The organism is Mammaliicoccus stepanovicii, assembly GCF_002902525.1.
Lineage (GTDB): Bacteria > Bacillota > Bacilli > Staphylococcales > Staphylococcaceae > Mammaliicoccus > Mammaliicoccus stepanovicii.
In genome coordinates, this window is the sequence record NZ_PPQZ01000015.1 from 63,174 (window position 1) to 80,411 (window position 17,238).

The 17,238-nt window shown below is 32.1% G+C and carries 16 protein-coding genes; 15 read left to right on the plus strand and 1 reads right to left on the minus strand.

Going from position 1 to position 17,238, the window contains the following annotated elements; translation table 11 throughout:
* Nucleotides 1–5: 5 nt before the first annotated feature.
* The 9 genes from CD111_RS02920 (at nucleotide 6) to CD111_RS02960 (ending at nucleotide 9,880) form a co-directional block, all read left to right on the plus strand.
* Nucleotides 6–749 carry a Stp1/IreP family PP2C-type Ser/Thr phosphatase gene (locus tag CD111_RS02920; protein ID WP_095088425.1) on the plus strand — a complete coding sequence of 248 codons (744 nt, stop codon included), beginning with the start codon at nucleotides 6–8 and terminating at the stop codon, nucleotides 747–749.
* Nucleotides 746–2,725 carry a Stk1 family PASTA domain-containing Ser/Thr kinase gene (pknB, locus tag CD111_RS02925; protein ID WP_095088423.1) on the plus strand — a complete coding sequence of 660 codons (1,980 nt, stop codon included), beginning with the start codon at nucleotides 746–748 and terminating at the stop codon, nucleotides 2,723–2,725. The genes CD111_RS02920 and pknB overlap by 4 nt, the downstream gene beginning before the upstream one ends.
* 140 nt (nucleotides 2,726–2,865) lie before the next feature.
* Complete coding sequence (locus CD111_RS02930; RefSeq protein ID WP_095088421.1) at nucleotides 2,866–4,062, plus strand: hypothetical protein; 1,197 nt, start codon at nucleotides 2,866–2,868, stop codon at nucleotides 4,060–4,062.
* A gap of 77 nt (nucleotides 4,063–4,139) precedes the next feature.
* Entirely contained in the window at nucleotides 4,140–5,429 is a 1,290-nt protein-coding gene (locus tag CD111_RS02935; RefSeq protein ID WP_095088420.1) for a cytochrome P450, read from the plus strand.
* Between the two features lie 212 nt (nucleotides 5,430–5,641).
* Nucleotides 5,642–6,322, plus strand: a complete 681-nt coding sequence (locus CD111_RS02940) for a response regulator transcription factor (protein ID WP_095088418.1) — start codon at nucleotides 5,642–5,644, stop codon at nucleotides 6,320–6,322.
* Nucleotides 6,312–7,697: a sensor histidine kinase gene (locus CD111_RS02945; RefSeq protein ID WP_095088416.1), complete on the plus strand. Its 1,386-nt coding sequence runs from the start codon at nucleotides 6,312–6,314 to the stop codon at nucleotides 7,695–7,697. Before CD111_RS02940 ends, CD111_RS02945 begins: the two co-directional genes overlap by 11 nt.
* A gap of 16 nt (nucleotides 7,698–7,713) precedes the next feature.
* Nucleotides 7,714–8,589, plus strand: coding sequence for a ribosome small subunit-dependent GTPase A (rsgA, locus tag CD111_RS02950; RefSeq protein ID WP_095088414.1), 876 nt, complete (start codon nucleotides 7,714–7,716; stop codon nucleotides 8,587–8,589).
* A complete protein-coding gene (gene rpe / locus CD111_RS02955; RefSeq protein ID WP_095088412.1) occupies nucleotides 8,589–9,236 on the plus strand; it encodes a ribulose-phosphate 3-epimerase in 648 nt (215 codons plus the stop codon). Before rsgA ends, rpe begins: the two co-directional genes overlap by 1 nt.
* On the plus strand, nucleotides 9,236–9,880 hold the full coding sequence (locus tag CD111_RS02960) for a thiamine diphosphokinase (protein ID WP_229726504.1): 645 nt from the start codon (nucleotides 9,236–9,238) through the stop codon (nucleotides 9,878–9,880). Before rpe ends, CD111_RS02960 begins: the two co-directional genes overlap by 1 nt.
* Before the next feature lie 55 nt (nucleotides 9,881–9,935).
* Here the strand turns inward: CD111_RS02960 and rpmB are convergent, their stop codons facing one another.
* Nucleotides 9,936–10,124, minus strand: coding sequence for a 50S ribosomal protein L28 (rpmB, locus tag CD111_RS02965; RefSeq protein ID WP_078356111.1), 189 nt, complete (start codon nucleotides 10,122–10,124; stop codon nucleotides 9,936–9,938).
* Nucleotides 10,125–10,435: 311 nt separating this feature from the next.
* On the opposite strand from rpmB, the gene CD111_RS02970 reads away from it, so the two are divergent.
* The 6 genes from CD111_RS02970 to CD111_RS02995 all read left to right on the plus strand — a co-directional run bounded on the left by CD111_RS02970 (nucleotide 10,436) and on the right by CD111_RS02995 (nucleotide 17,109).
* Nucleotides 10,436–10,810, plus strand: a complete 375-nt coding sequence (locus CD111_RS02970; protein WP_095088410.1) for an Asp23/Gls24 family envelope stress response protein — start codon at nucleotides 10,436–10,438, stop codon at nucleotides 10,808–10,810.
* Between the two features lie 15 nt (nucleotides 10,811–10,825).
* Nucleotides 10,826–12,475 (plus strand): fatty acid kinase catalytic subunit FakA, encoded by a 1,650-nt coding sequence (gene fakA / locus CD111_RS02975; protein ID WP_095088408.1) that lies wholly within the window; start codon nucleotides 10,826–10,828, stop codon nucleotides 12,473–12,475.
* Between the two features lie 129 nt (nucleotides 12,476–12,604).
* Nucleotides 12,605–13,270: an L-serine ammonia-lyase, iron-sulfur-dependent subunit beta gene (gene sdaAB / locus CD111_RS02980; protein WP_095088406.1), complete on the plus strand. Its 666-nt coding sequence runs from the start codon at nucleotides 12,605–12,607 to the stop codon at nucleotides 13,268–13,270.
* 14 nt (nucleotides 13,271–13,284) lie between these two features.
* A complete protein-coding gene (gene sdaAA, locus CD111_RS02985; RefSeq protein ID WP_095088404.1) occupies nucleotides 13,285–14,154 on the plus strand; it encodes an L-serine ammonia-lyase, iron-sulfur-dependent, subunit alpha in 870 nt (289 codons plus the stop codon).
* Nucleotides 14,155–14,390: 236 nt separating this feature from the next.
* On the plus strand, nucleotides 14,391–16,430 hold the full coding sequence (gene recG, locus CD111_RS02990) for an ATP-dependent DNA helicase RecG (RefSeq protein ID WP_095088402.1): 2,040 nt from the start codon (nucleotides 14,391–14,393) through the stop codon (nucleotides 16,428–16,430).
* 58 nt (nucleotides 16,431–16,488) lie between these two features.
* Nucleotides 16,489–17,109, plus strand: a complete 621-nt coding sequence (locus CD111_RS02995; protein ID WP_095088400.1) for a class A sortase — start codon at nucleotides 16,489–16,491, stop codon at nucleotides 17,107–17,109.
* Nucleotides 17,110–17,238: the final 129 nt, after the last annotated feature.

A 17,238-nucleotide genomic window follows, 5' to 3' on the forward strand; every position in this document is an offset into this window, starting at 1 on the left:
CAAGCATGGAAGCACGTTTTTTTACAGATGTCGGACAATTTCGTGAACAAAATGAAGATGCAGGTGGCATCTATACTAATCAAACAGGGCAAATTTTACTTGTTATATGTGATGGTATGGGTGGTCATGCTGCAGGAGAAGTTGCAAGTCAATTTGTGAATGATTCACTACGAGATAGATTCGAACAAGAAAATTATATTGAATATGAACAAGCTGAGGACTGGTTGAAAGCTAACTTAGCAGATATCAATAGACAATTATACAATGAGTCTATGTCAAACGATCTTTATAAAGGCATGGGCACGACTTGTGTTTGTGTATTAATTTATGAAAAAGATATCGTTGTGGCAAATATCGGTGATTCACGTGCTTACTTAGTAAACAATCGTGAAATGATGCAATTAACAAATGATCATACTTTTGTTAATCACCTAGTTTCAATTGGTGAAATAACAAAAGAAGAAGCATTTACACATCCTCAGAAGAACATTATAACTAAAGTTATGGGTACGGATAAACGTGTTAAAGCGGATGTTTTCTATTACCAAACTAAATATTATGATTATTTATTATTAAACTCAGATGGTTTAACGGATTATTTACATGAAGATGACGTTCAAAAACTCATCATGACAAATGATGGAACGATTGAGGATATCGGTTTTTCTTTAATTGATAGTACGATTGAAATTGAAGGTAAAGATAATATTTCATTCATATTATGTCCATTTGAAGGTGGGAAAATATGATAGGTCGTATAATCGCCGGTCGCTATGAATTAGTGAAGTATTTAGGTGGCGGTGGTATGAGTAATGTTTATCTTGCTAAAGATAATATCTTAAATCGAGAAGTTGCTATAAAAGTAATCAATATACCGCCTAATGAAAAAGAAAAAACCGTTGAACGATTTGAAAGAGAAGTACAAAATACTACAATTTTAAGTCATAACAATATTGTGAACGTATTAGATGTTGAAGAAGATGATAATTGTTACTATTTAGTGATGGAATACATTAATGGGCCAACTTTAAAAGAATACCTATCTAAAGAAGGTAAACTATCAGCTAAAGAAGCAGTCGACATGACGTTGCAAATTTTAAAAGGTATTGCCCATGCGCACCATCATAGAATTATTCATCGAGATATTAAACCTCAAAACATATTGATGACAAAACATGATACATTAAAAATATTAGACTTCGGCATAGCACGAGCTCTTAGTGAAACAGCACTAACTGAAACAAATCATGTTATGGGATCGGTTCAATATTTATCACCTGAACAAGCGAAAGGTCAACCTACCGATGAATCATCAGATATTTATTCTATAGGTATTGTGTTATATGAATTGTTAACAGGTCATCCTCCATTTAATGGTGAAACGCCAGTGAGTGTTGCGATTAAACATATACAAGAAGAAATACCTTCAATCAGAAGTGAGAGGCCATCAATACCTCAAAGTATCGAAAATGTTGTAATGAAAGCAACAAGAAAAGAAAAATCATTACGTTATCGAGATACTGACGAAATGTATTATGACCTTATTACTGCATTGGATGATGATAGACAAGATGAATCACCTAGATATGATTCAACAACAGAAACTAAGACAATTCCTGTAGTTACTAGTCAAACAATGAATAGTGATACTAAAGAAGTTCAATCAAATAGTATGAATGATACGCATGCTATACCTGCACAAAATCAACAAAAACCTAAGCGTAAAAAGAATAAATGGCTTGTTATTTTTGTTCCAATATTGTTATTGTGTATGCTTTTTGGTGCTATAGGATTTGCTTTAACTGCTCCAAAATATGAAGATGTGCCGAACCTTCTAGGAAAATCTAGAGGCAAAGCCATTGCCATGCTAAATGAAAAAAGTCTTCGTAAAGGTGACATTACAGAAGAATACAGTAATAACTTTAAAGACGGTGAAGTTATGAAAGTGATACCTAAAGTAGGTTCAAAAGTTAAACAAATGACGAAAGTGGACCTCGTAATTTCCAAAGGTGTTAAACAATTTACGATTGAAGATTATATCGGGAAAAATGCTAACGAAATTAAAAAACAATTAGCAAAAGAAAAATTTGATTCAATCCGTATTAAAGAACAGTATGATTCAGCTGAAGAGGGAACGATTATCAACCAAAATATTGATCCGGGAAGTAAAGTTGTACCGAAAGATACAACATTAATCTTAACGAAATCAATTGGTGTTAAACAAGAATATGTTAAAGACTATACTGGTGAAAATATCGATACAGCTAAATCAGAGTTGGAAAGCTTAGGCTTTACTGTAGAGACTAAAGATATTGAGAGCAATGAAGAAAAAGGAACAATCTTGAAACAGTCTTATAAAGATGTTCAATTACCAGTAGATTCAACGATTTATTTCAATGTCTCCAATGGAGAAAAGAAAAAAACAAATACAGATAATAAAAACAGTAAAAATAAAGACGATAAAGATAGTTTACAAGACAAAACTTATACTCAGTCTGTGTATATACCATTTACAGGGTCTGATGATAAAAAAGGTCAAAAAGTAGAAATCTTTATAAAGGATAAATCTCATGATTTAAAAAATGTTGCAGACTCATTTACAATTAAGAAAGACACAACTAAGAGCATCAACTTTACGATACCTAAAGGTGAAACAGCAGAATATAGTGTTGAAGTAGATGGTAAAGAAATCCAAAGTGACACGATAGATTACGACGATTTTTAATATGATAAACGGGTTTATATGATTTAATCCTTAACTTACAGTTTGTAGGTTAAGGGTTTTTTTAGTTTCTTAATTAAAATAAAATTTGATTTACCTCTAGTATATTAGTAAAATTTAGAAAATGGATACGAGGTGAAAATATGCTTCCATATGTTGCATTATACGAATATATTCATAAACAAGTTGAACATGTTATGAATCAAGATGAATCCAAACAAACCATTTATGATGAATATAAAAACATTGTTTTGTCACCGCAACTAACTGATAAAGTATTTGTGGAAGTGATGAATAATTATTTTTATGATATGGGATTCATAAATGTAAGTTTAAAAGCACTCAAAGAAGAAGAAAAACAAGTAGGCTTCAGAGTAAGAGCCACGAAAAACTCACTTGTCGTGACAGAAGTAATAGATGATATTCGCTTTGTAGTTGGTGATGAAATAAAAAAATTATCTGGTGATGTAATTGATTATTGCAGAAAGAGATATCATCGTATATTAGGTGATACACCGTATCATCGTGAAGACTGGAATCATATCTTAACTTTTCAAAATTCAGTGGATATTGAAAGAAGTAATCAAGAATATCATTTTGACTTAAGATTGTTTAAACAAACTAATGAATCAAGTGTTTCTGTTTATACGAAAGATGATGTACCAATTGTAGAATTTAAGGGGAATATAACATTTAGCCAAGCAGTAGAAGCATTATATGAGTTGTCGAAGATACAATCATCCAATCGAGAAATGATTTTTGATTTAAGAAATGCAAGTTTTAATAAAGTGAATATCGCTGAATTTTTATTGCCATATTTTTATGAAATTGGTTCGCGTGAGAAGATAGATGTGTCTGATATGGAAATAGAAATTGAACGTGAAAAACATAAGATGCTTTATAAAAAGAAACTAGAACGTTACTTTAAGCAATCTGAAGAGATGAATGATCAATCATTTTATCAAAATTTATTGGATCAACCAGTTGGAAATTGGAAATTTTTTGATGACAAGATAATAGAAATTATTGGCATGAGCCGTTTTGATTGTGTTACCGTAATGATAGATAAGGATACAGAGCAAGCGGCTGAATGGTTGGTGGATAAGGTATCACCATCTAAAATTGTGAAAACAGTAGGGCGTCCAACTAAAGGAAATACTACATTTAATGAATTGGTTGATGAAATAATTGATCAAAGATTTATATTAACATTTCCAGTTGAAAATATGAAAAACATAAAGTACCGTGATGCAATTTATCCGACTGAATTGATTGAATGGTCAAAAAGACATGCAATTATTGATTTAGATATAAAATTTACTATAGATAATAGTTGTTAATTGATTATTTACTTAGAAAATGGAATAATGAAGAAGTGTATAACATTAACAAGATTTCTAGGAGGCAATGAATTTTTATGGGCAAGCAAATACCAAAAGAGCGTGGATTGGATAGCACATTCAAAGTATTGAAAGAGGGTTACAAATATGTACCAAATAGACTAGAGAAACATAATTCAAATATCTTTGAATTAAGAGCTCTAGGTGGACGTAGAACAGTCGTGTTTAGTGGTAAAGAGGCGGCAGAGGTCTTCTATAATAACGATTTAATAGAACGACAAGGAACTTTACCTAAACGTGTTGTTAATACATTATTCGGTAAAGGTGCTATACATACAACAGGCGGTAAGAAACATATTGACCGTAAAGCACTATTCATGTCATTAATGACTGAAGAGAATTTAGATTACTTACGTGAATTAACACGTAGTTTCTGGTTTACTAACATTGAACGTATGGAAAGAATGGATGAAGTAAACGTATATAAAGAATCAATTATCTTACTAACTAAAGTTGGTTTCAGATGGGCTGGCGTTATTGCTTCTCCTGAAGAAATTGAACGTTGTGCAGAAGATATGGATACGATGATTGATTCATTTAAAAATATAGGTACTGCTTTCAAAGGATATAAAGAAGCTAAACAAGCAAGAGATCGTGTCGAAACTTTCCTTGAAAATCAAATTATTGCAGTACGTGAAGGTAAATTGACACCTCCACAAGGTACAGCATTATACGAATTTAGTCATTGGGAAGACTTTGAAGGTAACCCTATGGACTCAAGATTATGTGCAATCGATTTAATGAACGTCGTACGTCCATTAGTTGCAATTAATCGTTTCGTAAGCTTTGGTGTAAAAGCATTACATGACTACCCAGGCGAAGCTGAAAAAGTATTCAATAATGAAAATGATTATGCATATAAATTTGTACAAGAAGTTAGAAGATTCTATCCTTTTGTACCATTCTTACCAGGTAGAGCAGCAGTAGATATTGAATTTGAAGATTATACAATCGAAAAGGGAACTTTCTTAGTTCTTGATATCTACGGAACTTTACACAAAGAAGGACTTTGGGAAAATCCAGAAAGATTCTATCCAAACAGATTTAGTGATTGGGATGGAAGTCCATTTGATTTAATTCCACAAGGCGGCGGGGATTATAATACAAACCACCGTTGTGCTGGTGAGTGGATGACAATTATTATTATGGAAGAATCAATGAAATTCTTTGCTAAAGATATTTCTTATGATGTTAAAAAAGATCAAGACCAATCAGTTAATTTAAATAAATTACCTGGTCGTGTTGCAAGTGGTATGATTATTGAAAATGTTAACGCATTAGTAAATCGTAACGTTGAATCTGTTTAATCAGACAACTTGAACAATGATTTAGAAGCCAATTTTTATCAATAAATTGGAGGCATCGTACAACAATAGTTGTATGGTGTCTTTTTATTTATCATTAAACTAAGGAAATCGAGTCATTGATAAAATTTATACAGTAAATAAAAATTTATAAATATAGTTGTATGAACATTTTTTTAATCGAATTTGGTATGATAATAGTAAGAGGTGATAACGTGGTTACATGTTTAGTAGTAGATGATGACCGATTCATTCTAAATGATTTAAAAAGAGAGATAGATCGTGAAGGTATACATGTCATAACGAGTAATGATGGGGAAGAAGCACTAGAAGTAGTTGATCACCATCATATAGATATTGCAGTTGTAGATATTATGATGCCAGGAATAAATGGGTTTGAATTATGTAAGATGCTGAAAGATAGTTTTGATATTCCGGTCATAATGTTAACGGCTAGAGATGAATTGAGTGATAAAGAAAACGCATTTCTATCCGGTACGGATGATTATGTAACGAAACCGTTTGAAATGAAAGAATTAATTTTTAGAATTAAAGCTGTATTGCGTCGTTTTCAAATCAATATTTCAACAGAATTACAATTAGGCAATACAATCATTAATTCAGTTGATATGGAATTGAAAATTAATCAAAAGTCTATGTTGTTGCCTAAAAAAGAGTTCACTTTATTAGACTATTTAGTAAGAAATAAAGATAAAGTATTACAACGTGAAAGAATTATAGAAGTAGTGTGGGGACTTGATTTTGAAGGTGATGAAAGAACGTTAGATGTACACATCAAACGATTGAGAAAGCGACTTGAAAAACTCGAAAGTGATGTATTGATTAAAACAGTAAGGGGAGTTGGGTACAAGGCGGTGCATCAAAATGAAGTTTAAGTCACTTGCCCAACGTATTACGATATATACGATAGTCGTTATGCTCGTGAGTTCGATTTTAGGGTTTATATTAACAAATATTTATTATCATATAGATTTAAAGCAAAAGAATGACCATAAAGTAATGGAAACGTTAAAGGATGTTAAAACTTATATTGAACAAGATAATGATGAACCGTTAAACAATTATTTAAAACATATAACAGATTTACATTATCAAGCTATCTTATATGATGACAATATGAAACCGACGTATTATGGTGACCATTTTAGAAAATTTAATTTAAATGATGATGCGGTGAATAAAGTTTTACAAAACAAACCTTATCATGGAATAAAGGAGCGACCATTTAATATATTCATTACAGGTTTTTTTGATAACGAAACACGAAATACAGTTGGTTTAAAAATAAACCATAATGGCAAAAGTTATGCATTATTTTTAAGACCAAGTGTAGGGTCGATGTTAGGAGAATTCAGAGTATTTCTTGCGATATTGCTTGTGTTATTAATCGTTATTTCATTAACATTCGTTATGCTATCCAGTCGTTCATTAGCTTATCCAATTAAACGCTTAATGAGAACAACAGAAGATTTAGCTAAAGGGAATTTTGATGTAGATATAAAAGTATCCAGAGATGATGAAATAGGGGTATTACAACATCGATTCATAAAAATGAGAGACGAATTGAAACAATTAGATACGATGAGGCAATCATTTGTTCAAAACGTATCTCATGAGATTAAATCACCATTACAATCAATACTAAGTTTATTGAGAGAGTTAGAGTATGAGAAAGAAGAAGAACGAAGAAAAATAATCATTGAAGATATTTATTTAAGAGCATATAGATTAAGTAACTTGACGAAACAGTTACTACTCCTTTCTGAATTAGATAATAGTGAACACTTATCATTCGAAGAAGAGGTAAACTTAAATAAAACTTTAAAAGAAGTCGTAAGAAATCTAAATTATTTAATTGATGAAAAAGGCATATCTATTATTTTTGATATGGAAGAAATCAATATATTAGGGAATAGCAAGTTATTGTATCAAGCATTTTATAATATATTAAATAATGCAATTAAATATTCACCAGAATTTAGCATGATTCAAGTCAAGATTCATTCTGAAAATGGCACAGCAAATGTTAAAATATTAGATGAAGGTGATGGCATGACACGCGAACAAATTGATCACATTAAAGATAGATTTTATAAAGGAGATCAATCGCACAATGTTCATGCTGATAGTAATGGCTTAGGTTTATCAATTGTAGAATCGATTATTGCGCATCATGATGCAGAAATATTCTTCGAAAGTGAATTAGGAAAAGGTACTGAAGTGATAATGGTATTTAAATTAAATAAATAAAAAGGTAGGTGTTATATTGAAGACAGGACGAATTATAAAGTCTATTAGTGGTGATTACTCTGTACAAACAGATGATGGTACTTATATTACGAAAGCGAGAGGGTTGTTTAGAAAAAACAAACAATCACCAGTTGTTGGAGATATCGTAGATTTTCAAGTTGAAAATGAAACAGGAGGTTATATACAACATATTCATGAGCGAGACAATATGTTGTTAAGACCGCCAGTGTCAAACATTGAGAAAGTAATTGTTGTCATGAGCGCAGTAGAACCTAAATTAAGTCAACAATTATTGGATCGATTTTTGGTTATCGTTCATTCTTATAACATTACACCAATCATATGTATAACTAAAAAAGATCTATCAACTGAAATAGAGATTAAAGAAGTTGAGCATTTGTTAAAACAATATGAAGCAATCGGTTATGAAACTCGATTTGTCGGAAATCATGACGATTTATCTGAAGCAATCAAGCCTTTAATAAATGGTATAATCGTATTAAGTGGTCAATCTGGTGTTGGAAAATCAACTATGATGAATAGATTGTTTGAAGATTTAAATATTGAAACAAATAAAATTTCAAAAGCTTTAAATAGAGGTAAACATACGACGCGACATGTAGAATTATTTGAAATGGAACATGGATATCTCGCTGATACGCCTGGATTTAGTGCATTAGATTTTTCGCATATTGAAAAAGATGAACTCGCAGATTTATTTCCAGAATTTGAAAAGGTAAAACCAAATTGTAAATTTAGAAATTGTACGCATATAAATGAACCTAAATGTGCAGTGAAAGAGTTAATTAAAGACAGTTCATTTTATCAATTAAGATATAAACATTATTTAACATTATTTGAAGAAATTCAAAATAGAAAGGTAAGATACTGATGACTAAAATAGCACCTTCATTATTAGCATGTGATTTTTCAATCTTGAAAGAAGAAGTAAACAAAGTTAAAGAATCTGGCGCAGATATATTGCATTTTGATGTAATGGATGGTCAATTTGTGCCGAATATTTCAATAGGACTCCCAATATTAGAATCCTTACGAAAAAATACAGATATGATAATTGATACACATTTAATGATAAACGATCCAGAACAAATGATAGATTTATTCTGTGAAGCTGGCAGTGATATGGTATCAGTTCATATTGAAGCGACGCCTCACATTCACCGAGCTATTCAACAAATTAAAGCGCACAATAAACTTGCTGGTGTTGTAATAAATCCAGGCACACCAGTTGAATTATTATCATCAATCCTAGCAGACGTGGATTTTGTACTTGTTATGACAGTTAATCCAGGATTTGGAGGTCAGTCATTCATTGAAACAACATTAAACAAAATTTCATGGCTCAATAGTTATCGCCAAGAACATAACTTGAACTTTGAAATTGAAGTAGATGGTGGCGTAAATGAAGAAACAGGCGCTTTATGTAGAGAACAAGGTGCAGATATACTAGTTGCTGGTTCATATTACTTTAAACATGATGACTATAAGGAACCAGTTCTAAAATTAAAGGGTGAGTAATGGTGAAAGTAAAACTTTTATGTAGTTTGAGAAATATAGACACACAAATCTTGGAGGATCAAGATACAGATTGGATAGGTGTAGATAGAGGGACATTTGAACTTATCGAACATAATATTGTACCTATATCAGCTGTGGGAGACTTTGATTCAGTGAATGAAACTGAATTTGAGAAAATTAAACGAAAGGTAAAAGTCAATCCAGTAAAAAAAGAAAAAGATGATACCGATTTAGCACTTGCAGTTAATCTAGCTGTAGAAATGGGCTATTCTGATATTGAAATTTATGGTGCCACCGGTGGAAGGTTAGATCATTTCATGGGAGCGGTTCAAATTCTTACTAAACCTGAGTTTATTGAAAATGATTTGAACATTTCAATAATCGATCAACAAAATAATATTCAAGTATTAAAACCAGGAACTCATACTATGACTCAAGTAACAGGTATGAAATACATTTCTTTTATTCCATTAAATTCGAATATACGAATCAAACTTGATAACTTCAAATACGATTTGCCTTATACTACTTTGAAACAAGGCTCAACTTTAACGATTAGTAACGAATTTAAGGAAGAAGAAAAACACCCTACCGTTACAGTTGAATTAGGGAATATATTAGTCATGCAATGTAAAGACAAATAAAAAAAGAGAACCTTCCACACAAAGGTTCTCTTTACTAATATGTGACTTATATTCATTAAACGCGTGTAACTTTACCTGATTTAAGCGCACGAGCAGAAACCCATACACGTTTAGGTTTACCGTCAACTAAAATTCTAACTTTTTGTAAGTTAGCGTTCCAACGACGTTTGTTAGCATTTAATGCGTGAGAACGGTTATTACCTGTTCTAGCTTTACGACCTGTTACGAAACATTCTTTAGCCATAAATATCCTCCTTTAATGAAATATAAATACACATTTATTTACGTTTACACACTTTAATAATATAACACGCTGAAGATGGCTATTCAATGATTTTTAAGAAAAAAACGAAAAAATAATGACAAATTTCGTTAAAAGTGTTTTAAAGTTCAATTTATTTGTTATAATGATATCTTGTGAAAACGTTCTATATAAAAACGTTTATATAATGATGAATTCTTGCGATTTGAATATGATTTTAAGTATAATTAAACAGAACATATATGTATAAGTAAAAACACATATTAATATAAATATGTAGGAGGGACACAATTATGACATTAGAAATTACAAATGAGTATGGCAGTATAGATATTTCAAATGATGTAATAGCTACATTAGCCGGCGGTGCTGCTGTAGAATGTTATGGAATTGTTGGTATGGCAAGTAAGCACCAAGTAAGAGATGGGATAGCAGAAATCTTAAGACGTGATAACTACACTAAAGGTGTAATTGTTTCTCAAAATGAAGGTGTACTTGATGTAGATATGTATATTATTGTAAGTTATGGTACGAAAATTTCGGAAATAGCAAACAATGTCCAATCAGCTGTTAAATATACTTTAGAACAATCATTAAACTTAAAAGTCAATGCAGTAAATATATATATACAAGGCGTTCGCGTAATTAACGACGATGAGGAAGCATAGGGAGGCAATTACAGTATGAAAAAGGTTGACGGCAAATTGTTTGCAGATATGATCATTCAAGGATCAGACAGTTTATCAAACAATGCAGATTTTGTAGATTCTTTAAACGTATTTCCAGTTCCAGATGGAGACACAGGTACAAATATGAATTTATCTATGTCTTCAGGAGCAACAGAAGTTAAATCACAAAACAGTGATCACATAGGTGAAGTAGGGAAAGTATTCTCTAAAGGATTATTAATGGGTGCTAGAGGTAATTCTGGTGTTATATTATCACAACTATTTAGAGGATTTTCAAAATCAATTGAGAATGAAAGTTCAATAGATGCTAAACAATTCGCTAAAGCTATACAAGCTGGTGTCAATACAGCTTATAAAGCCGTAATGAAACCTGTTGAAGGTACGATATTAACTGTTGCTAAAGCTTCAGGTGAAGCAGCTGTTAAATCTGCTGAAACAACTGATGACATTATTACAGTTATGGAAGCAATCATTGAAAAAGGGCAAGCAGCATTAGAAAACACACCAAATCAATTACCTGTACTTAAAGAAGTAGGCGTAGTAGATAGTGGTGGACAAGGTTTAATGTTTGTATACGAAGGCTTCTACGCTGCTCTAAAAGGTGAAAAGATTGAACCTAACAAAGAAAAAGTAGATACAGACGAATTTATTAATGATGACCATGATTTTGGTGGTGTAATGAGTACGGAAGATATCGTATATGGTTATTGTACAGAAATCATGGTTCGCTTCGGTAAAGATAAGAAACCATTTGATGAAGAGGAATTCCGAGAAGATATGAGTCAATTCGGAGACTCATTACTTGTTATTTCAGATGATGAAATCGTTAAAGTACATGTTCACTCTGAAACACCAGGAGAAGTGTTAACTTATGGTAGTCAATATGGTGAACTGATTAAACTAAAAATCGAAAATATGCGTGAACAACATAGAGAAGTTTTAAGAAAAAGCGCAAACAAAAAAATCAAACAAGAACAACAAGAAGAAATTGAAACAGCTGTGATTACAATTTCTATGGGTGAAGGTATTACAAAATTATTTAAATCACTTGGTGCAACACATGTAATCAGTGGTGGACAAACGATGAATCCATCAACTGAAGATATTGTTAAAGTTGTTAAACAATCTGGTTGCAAAAAAGCAATCATCTTACCTAATAACAAAAACATCATCATGGCTGCAGAACAAGTTGAGCATTTAGTTGATATTCCTGTAGCGGTTGTAAATTCTAAAACAGTGTCTCAAGGTTTATCTGCAATGTTAAACTACAATGTTGAACAAACAATTGAAGAGAATAAAAAACAGATGGAAGAAGCAATGAGCTTTGTTAAATCTGGATCAGTAACGTATGCTGTTAGAGACACAAATATAGATGGTATCACAATTAAGAAAGATGAATTCATGGGAATCAACGAAGGCAAGATTAAAGTAAGTGATTCTAATCATGTAGCAGTTAGTAAAAAACTAATTGATGATATGATTGATGAAGAAAGTGAAATTTTAACAATCATAAAAGGTGAAAGTGCCACTGATGAAGAAGTTGCGCAACTGGAATCATATGTTGAAGAAAAATATGAAGATGTTGAAGTGGAAGTTCATCAAGGTGATCAACCAATTTATTCTTTCTTATTCTCAGTAGAATAAAAATAGACATAAAAGACAACAATGTTAAATAATAAACGTTGTTGTCTTTTATGTTTTAAAACGCTTACAAAAGTGATTTGAGTTGTTATAATAGTATGGTGAAATCAAAATAGAAACGAGTGATAATTGATGAAATATAGAAGTGTCTTCGACATTATAGGTCCAGTTATGGTTGGGCCATCATCATCTCATACTGCGGGTGCAGTAAGAATAGGATTAATTGCGAGAGAGCTTTTTAATGGAAAGCCAGATCACATTGATATATATTTATACGGTTCATTTATGGAAACATATAAAGGGCATGGTACAGACGTCGCTCTTGTTGGTGGTATTTTAGGGTATGATACGGATGATGATAGAATTAAGACAAGTCTTCAAACGGCTGAAGAAAATGGTATAGATGTAAACTTTATTGAAATGTTTGAGGAAAGATCACATCCTAACACTGCAATTATTAGTATGCGAAATAAAGAAATGGAAATTTCGGTTGAAGGCATTTCAATCGGTGGAGGTAAAGTAGAAATCGTCGCGATTAATGGATTCCGTATTGCGATTAGTGGGAATTATCCAGCATTGTTAGTATTCCATAAAGATACATTTGGAACAATTGGGAAAGTCACAAATGTTTTCGGTGATAATCGAATTAATGTTGGGAGTATGCAAGTTGCACGTAAAGAAAAAGGCGATTTAGCTTTAATGACTTGCGAACTTGATGATGATATATCGGATGAAATACTTGAACAAATTAGAGTGATAGATGGTGTGCAGACGGTATCTCTAATGGGTGAATCATAAAAGGAGGGTTTAATATGTTTCAGAGCGTTAAAGAACTAATTGAAATATGTGAAAGAGATAATAAAAAAATATACGAAGTTATGATAGAACAAGAAATGCATGTTACAAAACTCTCTAGAGAAGACGTATATAGAAATATGGAACGAAACCTTGATACTATGGAAAAAGCAGTTGAACGAGGCATTAATGGCGTTACATCAACAACAGGTTTGACAGGTATGGATGCAGTGTTATTACAAGACTATTTAGAAAGTGGTAAATCATTATCTGGCGACTTAATGATTGATGCTGTAAGTAAAGCAGTAGCTACAAATGAAGTGAATGCTGCAATGGGTAAAATATGTGCGACACCAACTGCCGGTTCTGCCGGTGTAGCACCTGGTGTATTATTTGCATTAAAGAAAAAATTAAACCCATCTCGAGAAGATATGATTAATTTCTTATTCACAACAGGTGCATTTGGTTTTGTTGTCGCAAATAACGCATCTATATCTGGTGCTGCTGGAGGTTGTCAGGCAGAAGTAGGTTCAGCTGCGGCGATGAGTGCAGCAGCAACTGTTGAAATGGCTGGAGGAACACCTCAACAATCTGCAGAAGCATTTGCGATAAGTTTAAAGAATATGCTTGGTCTAGTCTGTGATCCTGTAGCTGGCCTAGTTGAAGTACCATGTGTAAAACGAAATGCAGCAGGTGCATCAAATGCCATTATATCTGCAGATATGGCTTTAGCAGGTGTCAAATCTAGAATACCGACAGATGAAGTAATTGAAGCTATGTACAAAATAGGACAAACAATGCCTTCAGCACTTCGCGAAACAGGTAGAGGTGGTCTAGCTGGAACACCAACTGGAGAAAGATTGAAACAAGAAATATTTGGTAACTAAATAAGAACATTATTTTCTAGGCTACTCATTTCCTGAAATTTATAGGAATTGAGTAGCCTAGTTTTGTTGAATTTTAAGATTATATCGTTTCGAATGAAATTGTCGTCCAACTTGTGGATTATGAAGGCAATTGGATGATGCTGTATAATCAAGGTTGTTTGAAAAATAGCAATCTATTGGTTAAACACGAATATTTGTTCTATAATTAAGATATTAATTAATCTAGGTGATAAATAATGGGAAAGCAACATTTAATCTATACAGATCATACATTACAAGAACTTAAAGGTGTAGGTCCTAAAAGTTTACAATTATTAAATGAATTAAATATACATACTTTAGAAGATTTGGTTCTATATTTACCAACACGTTACGAAGATGAATCTGTCATTAATTTAAATGAAGCAACGGATGGAGATGTTGTAACTGTTACAGGTGAAGTTTATTCTAGCCCTACAGTCGCATTTTTTGGCAGAAATAAGTCGAAATTGACTTGTCATATGATGATAGATGGTGTTGCTGTAAAAGTAACTTTCTTTAATCAACCCTATTTAAAGAAACGATTAGTTATGGGAGAAACTGTAACTGTCAAAGGTAAATGGGAACAAAAAAAACAAGTTATTACCGGTCAAAAAGTAATGGCTGAACGTAGTGGAGGTGGTAATACACTTACGCCAATATACCGATTGAAAGAAGGACTCAAACAAAAGCAACTCAATAAATATATTGAACAAGCTTTAAAGTTAGTAAATATAGATGAGTGGTTATCAGATACACTCATAAATAAATATAAATTGATGTCTTTAAAAGAAGTCATTCCTATTTTGCATAAACCGATAGAGTTCGAACAATTGAAGTTTGCACGTCGTACATTCTCATTTAATGAATTGTTTTTATTTCAATTGAAAATGAAGTGGTTGAGTAAATTGGAAAAGGAATCAAATCAAATCGAAGGCTTAAACTATAATATCAATGATGTGAAAAATTTTATTGATACGTTACCTTTTGAATTGACTGACGCTCAAAAAAATAGTGTGAATGAAATTTTTAGAGATTTGAAAGCGCCAATTAAGATGCATCGTCTACTACAAGGTGATGTTGGGTCAGGGAAAACAGTTGTAGCTGCAATTGCCATATTTGCAATGTTTAATTCAGGTAAACAGAGTGCTTTAATGGTCCCTACAGAAATATTAGCTGAACAACACGCTATAAGTTTGGATGAGTTGTTTAAAGGACAATTGAATGTCGCACTGTTAACAAGTTCAGTTAAAGGCAAGAAACGTAAATTGTTGCTTGAACAATTAAATGCTGGAGAAATAGACATTATCGTAGGTACACATGCACTTATACAAGATGACGTTGAATTTAATGATATTGGATTAGTTATTATTGATGAACAACATAGATTCGGTGTTAATCAACGTAAGAAATTACGTGAAAAAGGTGCAGATACAAATGTTCTGTTTATGACGGCAACGCCGATACCAAGAACGTTATCTATTTCAGCATTTGGAGAAATGGATGTTACGTCTATAAAACAGATGCCTAAAGGTCGTAAAGAAATTATTACATCATGGGCGAAACACGATGAAATTGAACAAGTATTAAATCAATTAAATAGTGAAATAGTAAAAGGACAACAAGCATATGTTATTTGTCCCTTGATTGAAGAAAGTGAAGCATTAGATGTTCAAAATGTAGTGGCGATATATGAACAACTTCAAATTAAATTCGGTGCTGAAAAAGTAGGATTGCTTCACGGTAAGATGAGTTCAGAAGAAAAAGATCATATCATGGATAGATTTAGTCAAAATGAAATTGCTATCTTGGTTTCAACGACTGTAGTAGAAGTAGGGGTTAACGTACCAAATGCAACATTTATGATAATTTATGATGCGGATAGATTTGGCTTATCAACATTACATCAATTGAGAGGCCGAGTAGGACGTAGCCATCATCAAAGTTATTGTACATTAGTAGCATCTCCTAAAACGGAAAGTGGCGTGGAGCGTATGCACATCATGACTGAGTCGACTGACGGATTTTATTTATCTGAAAGAGATTTAGAAATGCGTGGCCCAGGTGATTTCTTTGGTGTTAAACAAAGTGGTCTACCTGATTTCAGAGTTGCTAATATTGTTGAAGACTATAGAATGTTAGAAGTTGCACGAGATGAAGCGGCAGAACTCGTTCAGTCAGGTGAATTCTTTGAACCAAAATACGATAAATTAAGGTTGCTTGTACAAGAATCAATGGAAGAACAAAATTTTGATTGACTTCAATATGAAAATTTTATAAATTAAAATTAACATATTTTGAGAGGTTGTTAAAAACATGAGATGGGTTTTAAGAATAATAGGCTTGTTATTAATTATCACAGCGATAACAATATTCTTCTGGAATGATATTAGAACATACGTTACAGACAGAGTTAATGACAAAGTAATCACATCTTTTGAGAATAAAGAAGATAAAGTAGATATTAATCCAGTCGAATCATTTATAACGAAAACAGATACAAAACAAATTAAACTTGGAGATAACATGGTCGGCTATTTAAAAGTACCAGCTGCTGATATTAATGAACCGATTTTTAATGGTCCAGCTACAGAACAAAATTTAAAAAACGGACTTTCACTCGTTGATGAAGGTGAAAAATTATCCGAACAGAACGTTGCAATTGCTGGTCATAGAGTAGAAGGAGCAGGCATACGCTTTAATTATTTAGATAGAGCGAAGATTGGGGATAAAGTAGAACTCATTACGTTAAATGGAACGAAGACTTACAAAATAAAGACCATTAAAAATGTTAAACCAACACAAGTTGAAGTATTAAATGAACATAAAGGTAAGCCAAATCAACTTACTTTAATCACATGTGACACATATAATCCAGAAACTTTATTATTTGAAGAACGTATGATATATACTGCTGTAGAAGAGAAATCAGCTTAAATATAGCTAAACGAGTGAAAAAATTCATTTCACTCGTTTTTTTATTGCGTTATTTGTTGAGTAATTTGATAGACACATGGTAGTATAGATAAGGTAGGTCATGATAGCAGGTGCTAACTATAGCTATAA

Excerpts from the sequence above, each read along its gene's own strand:
- CD111_RS02920 (WP_095088425.1), top strand. The coding sequence starts at position 6 with ATGGAAGCACGTTTTTTTACAGATGTCGGACAATTTCGTGAACAAAAT.
- pknB (WP_095088423.1), top strand. The coding sequence starts at position 746 with ATGATAGGTCGTATAATCGCCGGTCGCTATGAATTAGTGAAGTATTTA.
- CD111_RS02930 (WP_095088421.1), top strand. The coding sequence starts at position 2,866 with ATGCTTCCATATGTTGCATTATACGAATATATTCATAAACAAGTTGAA.
- CD111_RS02935 (WP_095088420.1), top strand. The coding sequence starts at position 4,140 with ATGGGCAAGCAAATACCAAAAGAGCGTGGATTGGATAGCACATTCAAA.
- CD111_RS02945 (WP_095088416.1), top strand. The coding sequence starts at position 6,312 with ATGAAGTTTAAGTCACTTGCCCAACGTATTACGATATATACGATAGTC.
- rpe (WP_095088412.1), top strand. The coding sequence starts at position 8,589 with ATGACTAAAATAGCACCTTCATTATTAGCATGTGATTTTTCAATCTTG.
- CD111_RS02960 (WP_229726504.1), top strand. The coding sequence starts at position 9,236 with ATGGTGAAAGTAAAACTTTTATGTAGTTTGAGAAATATAGACACACAA.
- rpmB (WP_078356111.1), bottom strand. The coding sequence starts at position 10,124 with ATGGCTAAAGAATGTTTCGTAACAGGTCGTAAAGCTAGAACAGGTAAT.
- CD111_RS02970 (WP_095088410.1), top strand. The coding sequence starts at position 10,436 with ATGACATTAGAAATTACAAATGAGTATGGCAGTATAGATATTTCAAAT.
- fakA (WP_095088408.1), top strand. The coding sequence starts at position 10,826 with ATGAAAAAGGTTGACGGCAAATTGTTTGCAGATATGATCATTCAAGGA.
- sdaAB (WP_095088406.1), top strand. The coding sequence starts at position 12,605 with ATGAAATATAGAAGTGTCTTCGACATTATAGGTCCAGTTATGGTTGGG.
- sdaAA (WP_095088404.1), top strand. The coding sequence starts at position 13,285 with ATGTTTCAGAGCGTTAAAGAACTAATTGAAATATGTGAAAGAGATAAT.
- recG (WP_095088402.1), top strand. The coding sequence starts at position 14,391 with ATGGGAAAGCAACATTTAATCTATACAGATCATACATTACAAGAACTT.
- CD111_RS02995 (WP_095088400.1), top strand. The coding sequence starts at position 16,489 with ATGAGATGGGTTTTAAGAATAATAGGCTTGTTATTAATTATCACAGCG.